12 protein-coding genes are annotated in these 12,277 nt (G+C 66.4%); 4 read left to right on the plus strand and 8 right to left on the minus strand.

Features of this window, described 5'->3' with window-relative positions:
• Positions 1 to 52: 52 nt before the first annotated feature.
• From eno to RH857_RS13040, 8 genes are all read right to left on the minus strand, one after another.
• Positions 53 to 1,333 carry a phosphopyruvate hydratase gene (gene eno, locus RH857_RS13005; RefSeq protein ID WP_310538408.1) on the minus strand — a complete coding sequence of 427 codons (1,281 nt, stop codon included), beginning with the start codon at positions 1,331 to 1,333 and terminating at the stop codon, positions 53 to 55.
• Between the two features lie 70 nt (positions 1,334 to 1,403).
• A complete protein-coding gene (locus RH857_RS13010) occupies positions 1,404 to 1,820 on the minus strand; it encodes a MazG nucleotide pyrophosphohydrolase domain-containing protein (RefSeq protein ID WP_310538409.1) in 417 nt (138 codons plus the stop codon).
• Positions 1,821 to 1,843: 23 nt separating this feature from the next.
• Complete coding sequence (locus tag RH857_RS13015; protein ID WP_310538410.1) at positions 1,844 to 2,998, minus strand: adenosine deaminase; 1,155 nt, start codon at positions 2,996 to 2,998, stop codon at positions 1,844 to 1,846.
• A gap of 10 nt (positions 2,999 to 3,008) precedes the next feature.
• On the minus strand, positions 3,009 to 3,737 hold the full coding sequence (locus tag RH857_RS13020) for a DedA family protein (RefSeq protein ID WP_310538411.1): 729 nt from the start codon (positions 3,735 to 3,737) through the stop codon (positions 3,009 to 3,011).
• A gap of 71 nt (positions 3,738 to 3,808) precedes the next feature.
• Positions 3,809 to 5,128, minus strand: a complete 1,320-nt coding sequence (locus RH857_RS13025) for a thymidine phosphorylase (protein ID WP_310538412.1) — start codon at positions 5,126 to 5,128, stop codon at positions 3,809 to 3,811.
• The gene (locus RH857_RS13030) at positions 5,125 to 5,580 is read right to left on the minus strand and encodes a cytidine deaminase (protein WP_310538418.1); all 456 of its coding nucleotides are present in this window, start codon (positions 5,578 to 5,580) and stop codon (positions 5,125 to 5,127) included. The genes RH857_RS13025 and RH857_RS13030 overlap by 4 nt, the downstream gene beginning before the upstream one ends.
• A 15-nt stretch (positions 5,581 to 5,595) precedes the next feature.
• A complete protein-coding gene (locus tag RH857_RS13035) occupies positions 5,596 to 6,816 on the minus strand; it encodes an amidohydrolase (RefSeq protein ID WP_310538419.1) in 1,221 nt (406 codons plus the stop codon).
• A 76-nt stretch (positions 6,817 to 6,892) separates the two neighbouring features.
• Complete coding sequence (locus RH857_RS13040) at positions 6,893 to 8,053, minus strand: mannose-1-phosphate guanylyltransferase (protein WP_310538413.1); 1,161 nt, start codon at positions 8,051 to 8,053, stop codon at positions 6,893 to 6,895.
• Positions 8,054 to 8,390: 337 nt separating this feature from the next.
• Between RH857_RS13040 and sdhC the strand changes: the two genes are divergently transcribed.
• From sdhC to RH857_RS13060, 4 genes are all read left to right on the plus strand, one after another.
• Positions 8,391 to 8,789: a succinate dehydrogenase, cytochrome b556 subunit gene (sdhC, locus tag RH857_RS13045; RefSeq protein ID WP_310538414.1), complete on the plus strand. Its 399-nt coding sequence runs from the start codon at positions 8,391 to 8,393 to the stop codon at positions 8,787 to 8,789.
• A gap of 8 nt (positions 8,790 to 8,797) precedes the next feature.
• Complete coding sequence (locus RH857_RS13050) at positions 8,798 to 9,307, plus strand: succinate dehydrogenase hydrophobic membrane anchor subunit (protein WP_310538415.1); 510 nt, start codon at positions 8,798 to 8,800, stop codon at positions 9,305 to 9,307.
• A gap of 81 nt (positions 9,308 to 9,388) precedes the next feature.
• Positions 9,389 to 11,176, plus strand: a complete 1,788-nt coding sequence (gene sdhA, locus RH857_RS13055) for a succinate dehydrogenase flavoprotein subunit (RefSeq protein ID WP_310538416.1) — start codon at positions 9,389 to 9,391, stop codon at positions 11,174 to 11,176.
• Positions 11,176 to 11,964 carry a succinate dehydrogenase iron-sulfur subunit gene (locus tag RH857_RS13060; protein WP_310538417.1) on the plus strand — a complete coding sequence of 263 codons (789 nt, stop codon included), beginning with the start codon at positions 11,176 to 11,178 and terminating at the stop codon, positions 11,962 to 11,964. The genes sdhA and RH857_RS13060 overlap by 1 nt, the downstream gene beginning before the upstream one ends.
• Positions 11,965 to 12,277: the final 313 nt, after the last annotated feature.

A 12,277-nucleotide genomic window follows, 5' to 3' on the forward strand; every position in this document is an offset into this window, starting at 1 on the left:
GGCCAACCACCCATCACCAGGCTGACCAACCTCCCTGAACATCACAACTAGCTCACGCGCTGAAGCGCGGGAAGGCGCTGGCGCCGGCGTAGCGTGCCGCGTCGCCGAGCTCCTCTTCGATGCGCAGGAGCTGGTTGTACTTGGCCACGCGCTCGGAGCGCGCCGGAGCACCGGTCTTGATCTGTCCGGCGTTCACGGCCACGGCGATGTCCGCGATGGTGGTGTCCTCGGTCTCACCGGAGCGGTGGCTGATCATGGTGGTGTAGCGGCTGCGCTGAGCCAGTGCGATGGCGTCCAGCGTCTCGGTCAGCGAGCCGATCTGGTTGACTTTCACCAGCAGGGAGTTGGCGGTGTCGGCATCGATGCCCTGGGCCAGGCGGTCAGGGTTGGTGACGAACAGGTCATCGCCCACCAGCTGAACCTTGGCACCGATCTGCTCGGTGAGGGTCTTCCAGCCGGCCCAGTCGTCCTCGTGCAGCGGGTCCTCGATGGAGACCAGCGGGTAGGCGTCCACCAGCTCGGAGTAGTAGGCGCTCATCTGCTCGGCGCTGCGGGCCTCACCCTCGAAGGTGTAAGTGCCGTTGTCGAAGAACTCGGAGGCTGCCACGTCCAGTGCCAGAGCCACGTCCTTGCCGGGGGTGTAGCCGGCGCGGGTGATGGCCTCGGTGATCAGGTCCAGAGCCTCGCGGTTGGAGGGCAGGTCGGGGGCGAAGCCGCCCTCGTCGCCCAGACCGGTGTTCAGGCCCTTTTCCTTCAGCAGGGACTTCAGGGCGTGATAGACCTCGACGCCGGCGCGCAGGGCCTCGGAGAAGGTGGCCGCACCGATGGGGGCGATCATGAACTCCTGGATGTCCACGTTGGAGTCTGCGTGGGAACCACCGTTGAGGATGTTCATCATCGGCACCGGCAGCAGGTGGGCGTTGGGGCCGCCGAGGTACTTGTACAGCGGCAGGTCGGACGCATCAGCTGCGGCCTTGGCCACGGCCAGGGACACGCCCAGAATGGCGTTGGCGCCGATGCTGCCCTTGTTCTCGGTGCCGTCGAGGTCCAGCAGCACCTGGTCGATGACACGCTGCTCAGTAGCGTCCAGACCCTCCAGGGCAGGGGCGATGACCTCGTTGACGGCGTTGACGGCGTCCTTGACGCCCTTGCCGAGGTAGCGGGACTTGTCGCCGTCGCGGCGCTCCACGGCCTCGAAGGCGCCGGTGGAGGCGCCGGAGGGAACGCCGGCCTGGCCGAAGCTGCCGTCGTCGAGGAGAACATCCACCTCAACGGTGGGGTTGCCGCGGGAGTCGAGAATTTCGCGGGCGTACACGCTGGCGATCAGAGACATGAGTGCTCCTTGTGTTGTGAGTGGTGTCATGAGTCCCCGTTGACTTCAGCTCCAGCCTAGTGGACCAGCGCTAGAGCTGGGGATCCTCCGCTTTTTCCTCGGCTTTGATTCGCTGCCAGGCGGCGTCGATCTCCTCGAGGCTGGCCTCGGTGGGAGCCAGCTGTCCGTCGGGGGTGAAGACGTGGGGGCTGCGCCGGATGAGCTTGGCGGTGATCGCCTCTGCCACCCCCGCAAAGTCGAAGTCCCCGCGCTCGGAGGCGATCTGAGCATGAAGCACGATCTGCATCAGCAGATCCCCCAGCTCCTTTCGGAGGGGATCCCCAACGACGCCGGCTTCGATCTCCTCGATGACCTCCTGGGACTCCTCCGCCAGGTACGGGGTCAGCGACTCGTGGGTGAGCTGCGCGGTCCACGGGCAGTGCTCACGCAGTGAGGCGATGACCCACTGAAGTCGGGCGAAGGGGTCCTCAGGAGGCGTCGTCGTCATGGGCGTGCGACCCTGCCTGACGCTCAGGCGTTCCAGGCTTCGAGGATGACGCCGGCCAGTGCTTCGCGCTCCTCGTAGCCCAGGAATGAGGCCTCCAGGGCATTGGCCTGGAAGTCAGCCAGTTCGGCGAGTCCGTAGCCGAAGGTCTCGGCCAACAGGGCGAGCTCGCCGGTGAGCGTGACGCCGGAGACCAGACGGTTGTCGGTGTTCACGCCCACGTTGAAGCCCAGCTGGTAGAGCATGTCGAAGGGGTGGTCGGCGAGCGCCGGCTCCTCCCCCTCTGCCGCGAAGCCTGCAATGGCTCCGGTCTGGACGTTGGAGGTCGGGGAAACTTCGAGATGGATCTGGCGGTCTCGCACCCAGCGGGCCACCGGACCGAGCTCGACCTCGATGAGCTCCTCACCCTCGTCGGCGGTCTTGGAGCGGGAGTCCTCGCCTGTGGTGATGCGGATGTCCTCGGCCACGCGCACGCCGTGGCCCAACCGCTGGGCGCGGCCGGAGACCAGCGCATCGCGGACGGACTCCAGACCATCGCCCTCTCCCGCATGCACGGTGGCCGGCAGCATCTGCTCGGCGAGCCGGGTGAAGGCCGCGGCGAACTTCGACGGCGGGAAGCCCGCCTCCGGGCCGGCGATGTCGAACCCGACCACGCCCTTGTCGCGGTGGCGCAGGGCCAGCTCCACGATCTCATCGGCCCGGTCAGACTGGCGCATGGCCGAGATCAGCTGGCCGACCACGATGATGCCGTCGGCAGCGGCGACTGCCTCAGCACCCTCATTCAGACCGGCCTGTACGGCCTCGACGGCCTCGTCCAGACTCAGGCCCTGCTCCTGGTGCTGCTCGGGGGCCCAGCGCACCTCGGCGTAGATGACACCGTCGGCCGCGAGATCCTCTACATACTCGCGAGCTACGCGACGCAGGTTCTCGGCGGTCTGCATGACCGCAGTCGTGTGGGCGAAGGCCTCCAGGTACTTCTCGAGGGAGCCGGAGGCGGCGTTGGCCGCGAAGCGCTGCGCCAGCTCCTCAGGATCGGTGACGGGAAGCTCGTGGCCGACTTTGGCGGCCAGTTCCACCAGGGTGCTAGGCCGCAGGGAGCCGTCCAGGTGGTCGTGGAGGGAAACTTTAGGAAGTGCTCGGAGCTGGTCACGCAGATCGGCGGAGCCGGTCGAAGTAGTCATGCCCACCAGCCTAGCCGTCATCGCGCTTGCGGCGCAGGTGGATGGGCGGATCGATCTCGATGGTGGAGGTGTCCTTGTAATCCTCCGGGTCCAAATGCACTCCGCGGGAGTCCAGCCACCTGGTCAGGATGCGGAAGAGTCTGTCGAAGATCCATCCCAGCACCACAGCCACGCCGATGCCCACGGCCATGGCGATGAGCATATTGCCGAAGATTGCGGTGCCGGCGATGCCCAGTCCGGTCAGCCACCCGGCCCACACGAGGGAGGCGAAAGCGTCGATGAGCAGGAATCGGCGCAGGGAGTACCGGGTAGAGCCGGCCACGAAGTTGATCGCCACCCGTCCCCCGGGGATGAAGCGGCCCACAAAGATGACGAGCACCCCGCGCTTGTCCAACTCGTGCCGTGCCCAGAGGAGCGTCTTCAGCGTGCCGGGCCGGCGCATCCAGCGGAAGCGCCCGCGGCCTTCCAGCATGCCCGAGCCCAGGCCACGGCCCAGGTGGTAGGCGATGAAGTCTCCGATCAGTGCTCCGGCGGCCGCCACCAGGGCGGACCAGAGCCAGAAGGGCGTTCCAGGCTCACCCTGCAGGGAGCCGAGCCCCACCACCAGCGCGTCAGAGGGCAGGATCGGAAAGAAACCGTCGGCGACGCAGAAGGCGAAGAGCCCCACCAGAGTCCACCAGCCGGAGGCTGCATTGAGGATCAGCTCATTGAGCCCGTCAATGAGTTCGCCCAGTCCCATGGCTCACTCACTCCCCTCGCTGCGGGGTGCCGGCCGGGCTGCGGTTCTCGGATGCTGGCGCACGCGGAACCTCAGAGGTCTTCGGCGGTGACGGTGGCGTGGATGAGCGGTTCGGCCACAAAGGCACCGCCCTCCTCATCCACGTCGATGGCGGATTCCAAGGCTTCCAGCGCGCGCGGGATCCGCTGTTCCTCCTGGGTGTGCAGGGTCACCAGCGGCGCCCCGGCGACGACGGCGTCTCCGGGCTTCACGTGCATGTAGACCCCCGCCTCGGCCTGCACGGGGTCCTCCCGGCGCGCGCGTCCGGCACCCAGTCGCCAGGCGGCGATGCCCACGGCGAGCGCATCCATCCGGGTGATGGTGCCGCCGACGGCCGCGGTGACGGTGTGCGTGTGCTTGGGCTGCGGCAGCGCGGCCTCCGGATCCCCGCCTTGGGCGCGGATCATGGCGCGCCAGGTGTCCATGGCACGGCCGTTGGCCAGGTGCTCCTCTGGGTCAGCATCAGGCCGGCCAGCTGCGGCCAGCATGTGCCGGGCCAGCTCGACGGTTAGATGCACGACGTCGGCGGGCCCGCCCCCGGCGAGCACCTCCAGAGACTCCTGCACCTCCAGAGCGTTGCCCGCAGTGCGGCCCAGCGGGGTGTTCATCTCCGTGATGAGGGCTGTGGTCTTCACGGAGGCGTCGGTGCCCAGGGCCACCATCGTGCGAGCCAGCTCGGCGGCGTCCTCAGGGGTCTTCATGAAGGCTCCCGTGCCGACTTTGACGTCCAGCACCAGGGAGTCTGTCCCCTCGGCGATCTTCTTAGACATGATGGAGCTGGCGATCAGCGGGATGGACTCCACGGTGCCGGTGACATCACGCAGGGCGTAGAGCTTTTTATCGGCGGGGGCCAGCTGCGCGCCGGCTGCGCAGATGACCGCACCGACCTCATCGAGCTGCCGGAGAATTTCGGTGCCGCTGAGCTCTGCCCGCCACCCGGGGATGGACTCCAGCTTGTCGAGGGTTCCGCCCGTGTGACCCAGGCCGCGTCCCGAGAGCTGCGGGACGGGCACCCCGAAGCTTGCCACGAGCGGCGCCAGGGGCAGGGTGATCTTGTCGCCCACCCCTCCGGTGGAGTGCTTGTCCGCCGTCAGACGACGTGTGCCGTCGTCGTGCTTCAGGGAGGAGAAGTCCATGCGCTCGCCGGAGTCGATCATGGCGGCGGTCCACTGGCTGATCTCCTCGCGGTCCATGCCGCGCAGCAGGATCGCCATCGCCAGGGCGCTCATCTGCTCCTCTGCCACCCGGCCCGCGGTGTAAGCGCTGATGAGCCAGTGGATCTGCTGGGCCGTGAGCCGGCCGCCGTCGCGCTTGGCGCGGATGAGGTCGATCGCGTCGTAGGTGGTGCTCATCTGATCTCCTCGAGGTCGTGCGGACCGAAGGCCTCCGGCAGCAGGGCATCGATCGTGGTCACGCCCGCGGCGGTGCGGATCCACAGGATCTCGGCGGAGAACTCATAGAGCAGCTGGCGGCAACGGCCGCAGGGGGTGATGTACTCCCCCGCCGCGTTCACGCAGGTGAAGGCCGCCAGGCGACCGCCGCCGGTGAGCTGAAGCTGTCCCACGAGGGTGCACTCCGCACACAGCCCCAGGCCATAGGAGGCGTTCTCCACGTTGCAGCCGGTGACGAGGCGCCCGTCCTCGGTCACTGCGGCGGCCCCCACCGGATAGCCCGAATAGGGGGCGTAGGACCGGGTCATGGCATCCCGTGCCGCCTCGGTCAGCGCCTCGAAGTCGGGCGGGGCCGCAGCGCTGGTCTGCTCGCCCAGTGAGCGGGCGGGGTCGGGCTGATCCGGCACGTCCATCACCATAGACTCATCCTATGCAGGACCTGAGGAGCGGATATCGGAGATGACGCCCGCCTCCCGCAGCTCCGCCACGGCCGCCTCGGCCACAGAGGCCATCACCTTGACGCCCACAGAGATGGCGCGCTCATCGGGGGCGTAGTCGCCGCGATGCAGGTCGTAGTCCTCACCCTCGGGAGTCTTGGTACCCAGGCGGAACATGGCACCGGGGAGCTCATGGGTCATCCACCCGAAGTCTTCACCGCCCATGGACTGCTCGGCCAGCGTCACGCATTTGGGCCCCAGCACCCGGCGTGCGGCCTCCTCGATGAGGCCCGTCTCCGTCTCCGCGTTGTTCACCGGAGGCACTCCGCGCACGTGGTCCAGGGCGACGTCGACTCCGTAGGAGGACGCCGCCTGCTGCACGATGGGCGCCAGCACCCCTCCGGCCTCCTTCCACGCCCCGGCGTCGAGGATGCGCATGGTCCCGTGCAGAATGCCGGTGGAGGGAATGGCGTTGGCGGCGTTGCCGGCCTGGATGTGCCCCCACACCAGGGAGACACCGGAGCGCACGTCGATTCGGCGGGCCAGCACCGCGGGCACCGTGGTGGCGATATGGCTGAGCGCACCGATGACGTCCTCGGTCAGGTGCGGCCGGGAGGTGTGGCCGCCGCGGCCGGTGACCTCAATGCGCACGATGTCGCCGGCGGACGTGATGGGGCCGATGCGGGTACCGATGGAGCCCACGGTGAGCTTGGGGTCGCAGTGCAGGGCGAAGATCCGCGGCAGGGGCTCCAGCAGTCCCTGACGGACCACCTCCTTGGCGCCACCAGGCATGGTCTCTTCGGCCGGCTGGAAGATCACCCGCACGCGTGCCCCGAGGCCGGCAGGGTCGCCGTCCTCGATCCGCGCGCGGTGCAGCCGCTGCAGCGTCAGCGCCAGGCCCACCATCACGGTGGTGTGGATGTCGTGGCCGCAGGCGTGGGCCACGCCCTCCACCGTGGAGGCATAGGGCAGATCGGTGGTCTCCACCACCGGCAGCGCGTCGATGTCACCACGGAAGCCCGCAGCGAACTCCGCACCCTCCGGACCCACGTCCACGTAGGCGCCGGTGGTCTCGGGCAGCGGCTGAGGGTCGAGGCCCGCCTCACGCAGCGTGCGCAGAATCTGCTCCGTTGTGCGGGTCTCCTTGAAGGCCAACTCCGGGTGGGCGTGAATGTCCCGGCGGAACTGGATGAGCGTCTGCTTCAGGCTCATGACATATCCGGGCAGATCCTGGAAGGCTCCGGCGGCCTCTGCGGCATCCAGCACCGCTTCGGCTTCGACTCTTGCCTCAGAGGACATCGCTGTCTCCCTTCTCCTTCAGGGCCTCCACAGCCTTCTTCACGTTCTGCGCGTGGTCGGTAGTGGTCACCAGCAGCGCGTCACCAGTATCGACGACCACGATGTTCTCCACTCCGATGAGCGCGATCACGCGATTGGTGTCAGCGACGACGACGCCGGAGGCCTCCTCCGAGTACACCCGCGCCTTGGATCCCAGCACCGTCATGCCCTCCTGATGCGCAGCGGGGTTCAAGCGGGCGATCGCGGCGAAGTCCCCGACGTCGTCCCAGGTGAACTCACCCGGGATGACCGCCACGTCTCCGGCGGCGGCAGCGGGCTCGGCCACCGCGTAATCGATCGCCGTCTTCGGCAGCGTGGGCCAGACCCGCTCCAGGGTCGCCTCCTGCTCAGGGGTGTCCCAGGCGGCGGCAATCTCCGTGAGTCCGGCATGAAGCTCGGGCTCCGCGGCAGCCAGGTGCTTGAGCATCAGGGCCACCGGCGCCACGAACATGCCGGCGTTCCAGAGATAGTCGCCGCTGGCGACGTACTGCTGGGCCACCTCCTCGGCGGGCTTCTCCACGAACTCCACCACGTGGTGGGCGTGCGGCGCCCCCTCAACCGGGTACCTTTCGCCGGCCCGGATATAGCCGAACCCAGTGGAGGGATGTGTGGGCTTGATGCCGATGGTCACGATCTTTCCGTCCGACTCCGCGGTGGGCGCAGCGGTCGCCACAGCCTCCCGGACCGCCTCCTGGAAGATCTCCACGGGAGCGATGACCTGGTCCGCGGCGAAGGAGCCCATGATGGTGCCGCGGCCCTGCTCCTGGCACCCTGACTGCTGATCCCGGTGGTGCAGGATCGCCGCGGCAAGCCCGATCGCGGCCGCCGAATCCTTAGGCTCGGGCTCCAGCACGAGGTCCCGCTCGTCGAGCTCAGGAATCTGTCCAGCCACCGCCTCACGGTGCTTGACGCCGGTCACCACCATCACCCGCTCACCAGCCAGCGGGGTGAGCCGTTCGTAGGTGGAGCGGATCAGGGTGGTGCCCGAGCCGGTCAGGTCATGCAGAAACTTAGGCGCGTTGGCGCGCGAGAGCGGCCACAGCCGGGTGCCGACGCCCCCGGCCGGAATCACCGCGAAAAATGTCTCGAAAAGATCAGCGCTGGAAGTCACGGACCCCAGCCTACTGCGAGCGCTGAATGGGCTCGTGGCACCCCCTGTGAGGTCTCTGAAACATCTGAGACAGAACATTGCGATTTTCTACCGAATGTAGAAGAACTCCCAGTGGCCGGTTTTTTCAGCTGAACGGCTGGTAAACGGCTAGGATGGGCCCGCAATACATGCGCACCCACTGTGCCGAGGAGCACAACCGGAGCACGGGTGCCTTAGGCTTGTACCCAAGGTCGCTACTCGCACAGGCGTCACACATTCCGCTTTAGCCAAGCGATCGGATATCGCACCCAAGGGGCTGACGGAACGCCATGCGACGATGCAGGGAGGTTAACAACAGGTGACGCAGACAAAGAGCGCCCCGTCAGGTCGGGGCACCCTCTATAAGGGCCGCGAAGGCATGTGGTCCTGGGTGGGGCACCGTATTACCGGTGTCGGCATCTTCTTCTTCCTCCTGGTGCACGTGCTCGACACCTCGCTGGTGCGCGTGTCTCCGGAGGCATATGACGCCGTGATCGGCGCATACAAGCACCCGATCATGATCTTCGGTGAGATCGGCCTGGTGGGCGCCATCGTCTTCCACGCCTTCAACGGCATCCGGATCATTCTCGTGGACTTCTGGAAGCAGGGCACCCGCTACCACAAGCAGATGCTGTACGTAGTCCTGGGCCTGTGGTTCGTGACCATGGCGCTGTTCTCCGTTCGGCACCTCATGATCTTCTTCACCGGTGGGGAGTGATCACCACAATGACAACTAACTCTGAAGCAGTCCTCCCCGCCCAGGGCATCGAAGCCCCGCGTTCGGGACGAGTTGACCCCAAGTACCTGCGCAACCGCATCTCCAACGGCTCCTTTGAGATGGCCGCATGGGTCTTCATGCGCGTCTCCGGCGCCGCGCTGGTCATCCTGATCTTCGTCCACCTGTGGGTCAACCTCATGGTCGGCGACGGCATCCACCAGATCGACTTCGCCTTTGTAGCCGGCAAATGGGCCAACCCTGTGTGGCAGTTCTGGGATCTGACCATGCTGTGGCTGGCCATGCTCCACGGCGCCAACGGCATGCGCACCATCATCAATGACTACGCGGAGAAGGACTCCACCCGCCTGTGGCTGAAGTCCATCCTCTACCTCTCCACCGTCGTCATCATCATCCTGGGCACCCTGGTGATCTTCACCTTTGAGCCCTGCATGCTCGACGACGCCGGCAACCTCATCGACGACGCCGTTCCCGCCTTCTGCGAGGGCATCGTCAACTGATGAGCACCCCGGCAGCGGGGCCACTCCGCTAGTCCACGCAACACGTCACAAGACACCCAAGAAAAGAGAGCCGAAAAGCTGATGCAGGTTCACAAGTACGACGTCGTCATCGTCGGCGCCGGCGGCGCGGGGATGCGTGCCGCGATCGAATCAGGTCAGCGCGCCCGCACGGCCGTGCTGACCAAGCTCTACCCCACTCGCTCCCACACCGGCGCCGCACAGGGCGGCATGTGTGCGGCCCTGGCGAACGTGGAGGAGGACAACTGGGAGTGGCACACCTTTGACACGGTCAAAGGCGGCGACTACCTGGTGGACCAGGACGCTGCGGAGATCATGGCCAAGGAGGCCATCGACGCCGTTCTGGACCTGGAGAAGATGGGTCTTCCCTTCAACCGCACACCCGAGGGCAAGATCGATCAGCGCCGCTTCGGCGGTCACACCCGCGATCACGGCAAGGCCGCGGTGCGCCGCGCCTGCTACGCCGCAGACCGCACCGGCCACATGATTCTGCAGACGCTCTACCAAAACTGCGTCAAGCACAACGTGGAGTTCTACAACGAGTACTACGTGCTCGACCTGCTCACCGTTGAGGAGGAGGCCACCCGCGAGGACGGCTCCACCTACATGCAGAAGCGTGTTGCCGGCGTCGTCTCCTACGACCTGGCCTCCGGCGAGATCCACGTCTTCCAGGCCAAGTCCGTGGTCTTCGCCACTGGCGGTCTGGGCAAGATCTTCAAGACCACCTCCAACGCCCACACCCTGACCGGTGACGGCATGGCCATCGCCTACCGCGCGGGCATCCCCCTGGAGGACATGGAGTTCGTGCAGTTCCACCCGACGGGCCTGGCCGGTCTGGGCATTCTGCTCTCCGAAGCGGCCCGAGGTGAGGGCGGCATTCTCCGCAACTCCGAGGGTGAGCGCTTCATGGAGCGCTACGCTCCGACCATTAAGGACCTGGCCCCGCGTGACATCGTGGCCCGTTCCATGGCCAATGAGGTGCGCGAGGGACGCGGCTGCGGTCCCAACAAGGACTACGTGCTGCTGGACCTGACCCACCTGGAGCCGGCGCATATTGACGCCAAGCTGCCGGACATCACCGAGTTCGCCCGCACCTACCTGGGCGTGGAGCCCTACACGGAGCCGGTGCCGGTGTTCCCGACCTGCCACTACGCCATGGGCGGTATCCCGACCAATGTGAAGTCTGAGGTCCTGCAGGACAACGACACCGTGGTGCCGGGCCTCTACGCCGCCGGCGAGGTCGCCTGCGTCTCCGTCCACGGTTCCAACCGCCTGGGCACCAACTCGCTGCTGGACATCAACGTCTTCGGCAAGCGCGCCGGCATCGCCGCCGCCGAGTACGCCGTGGGTGCAGACTTCGTGGAGATCCCGGAGAACCCCACCGCATTCGTCGAGAACCAGCTGAACATGATGCGCAGCGGCAGCGGCGGCGAGCGTGTGGGCACCCTGCGCGCCGAGCTGCAGGACACCATGGACGCCAACATGCAGGTGTTCCGCTCCGAGGAGACCATCAAGGAAGCACTCGCCAAGATCGGTGAGCTCAAGGAGCGCTACAAGAACGTCCAGATCCAGGACAAGGGCCGTCGCTTCAACCTTGACCTCCTCGAGGCCGTGGAGCTGGGCTTCCTGCTGGACATGGCAGAGGTCATGACCGTCTCCGCACTGCACCGCAAGGAGTCCCGCGGTGGTCACTACCGCGAGGACTTCCCGGATCGCGACGACGAGAACTTCATGCTTCACTCAATGCTGTACAAGGACGAGGAAGCTGAGACCGAAGGCATCAAGGGCATCCGGTTTGACACTAAGCCGGTGGTCTTCACCCGCTACGAGCCGATGGAGCGTAAGTACTGATGAGCACCCCCACAGTGGAACAGGAACCGGCAAGCAAGGTGGATCTGGGCGCCTCCGGCGGCGAGGCCGGTGCCGTCGAGTCCTTCACCATCACTCTGAAGGTCCGCCGCTACGACCCCGAGCGCGCCGAAGACGCGTGGTGGGACGAATGGACCCTGACCATGTACGGCACCGACCGCGTGCTGGACGCCCTACACAAGGTCAAGTGGGAGATCGACGGGTCGCTGACCTTCCGCCGCTCCTGCGCCCACGGCATCTGCGGCTCCGACGCGATGCGCATCAACGGCCGCAACCGCCTGGCCTGCAAGACGCTGCTGAAGGACCTGGACACCTCCAAGCCGATCACGGTGGAGGCCATCAAGGGTCTGCCCATCGAGAAGGACCTGATCGTGGACATGGAGCCCTTCTTCCAGTCCTATCGCGAGATCATGCCCTTCCTGGTCAACAACTCCCCCGCGCCCACCGCTGAGCGCCTGCAGTCCCCGGCTGACCGTGAGCGCTTCGATGACACCACCAAGTGCATCCTGTGCGCGGCCTGCACCAGCTCCTGCCCGGTGTTCTGGACCGACGGCCAGTACTTCGGTCCGGCGGCGATCGTGAACGCGCACCGGTTCATCTTCGACTCCCGCGACGACGCCGGCGATATGCGCCTGGAGGTCCTCAACGACAAGGAGGGCGTGTGGCGCTGCCGTACGACCTTCAACTGCTCGGACGCCTGCCCGCGCGGCATTGAGGTCACCAAGGCCATCCAGGAGGTCAAGACGGCCATCCTGACCCGCACCATGTAGGTCGGCCCCTGCGGGCCCACCGCACGGCATGAAGAAGCCCGGTCCTTCTCCACGAAGGACCGGGCTTCTTCATGCTCGAGGCACTGTTGCCCATTCGGTGATGGAGTTTCACTACATATAGGGCCTTCAGCCCGCCGGGAAAGCGTAAGAATCCATCACCGAATGTCGTGTGCAAGGCTTTCCTCCGCGGAGCCTTCCTCGGCTGGAACGCAAGGAGGCGGGGACATCCCCGACGGACGCCCCAGCCTCCTACGCTCGTGCTGGCGGATAGCCGGAGTTGGAAGCGGTGGTCTGCGTAGTTGTAAGCGGTGTT

The sequence above is a fragment of the Nesterenkonia flava genome (assembly GCF_031432335.1).
In the GTDB taxonomy this organism is placed as follows: domain Bacteria; phylum Actinomycetota; class Actinomycetes; order Actinomycetales; family Micrococcaceae; genus Nesterenkonia; species Nesterenkonia flava.

Bases quoted from the DNA above. Each gene is read 5' to 3' on its own strand.
- eno (WP_310538408.1), bottom strand. From the start codon at position 1,333: ATGTCTCTGATCGCCAGCGTGTACGCCCGCGAAATTCTCGACTCCCGC.
- RH857_RS13020 (WP_310538411.1), bottom strand. From the start codon at position 3,737: ATGGGACTGGGCGAACTCATTGACGGGCTCAATGAGCTGATCCTCAAT.
- RH857_RS13050 (WP_310538415.1), top strand. From the start codon at position 8,798: ATGACAACTAACTCTGAAGCAGTCCTCCCCGCCCAGGGCATCGAAGCC.
- RH857_RS13060 (WP_310538417.1), top strand. From the start codon at position 11,176: ATGAGCACCCCCACAGTGGAACAGGAACCGGCAAGCAAGGTGGATCTG.
- RH857_RS13035 (WP_310538419.1), bottom strand. From the start codon at position 6,816: ATGAGCCTGAAGCAGACGCTCATCCAGTTCCGCCGGGACATTCACGCC.
- RH857_RS13025 (WP_310538412.1), bottom strand. From the start codon at position 5,128: ATGAGCACCACCTACGACGCGATCGACCTCATCCGCGCCAAGCGCGAC.
- sdhA (WP_310538416.1), top strand. From the start codon at position 9,389: ATGCAGGTTCACAAGTACGACGTCGTCATCGTCGGCGCCGGCGGCGCG.
- RH857_RS13015 (WP_310538410.1), bottom strand. From the start codon at position 2,998: ATGACTACTTCGACCGGCTCCGCCGATCTGCGTGACCAGCTCCGAGCA.
- RH857_RS13030 (WP_310538418.1), bottom strand. From the start codon at position 5,580: ATGGACGTGCCGGATCAGCCCGACCCCGCCCGCTCACTGGGCGAGCAG.
- RH857_RS13010 (WP_310538409.1), bottom strand. From the start codon at position 1,820: ATGACGACGACGCCTCCTGAGGACCCCTTCGCCCGACTTCAGTGGGTC.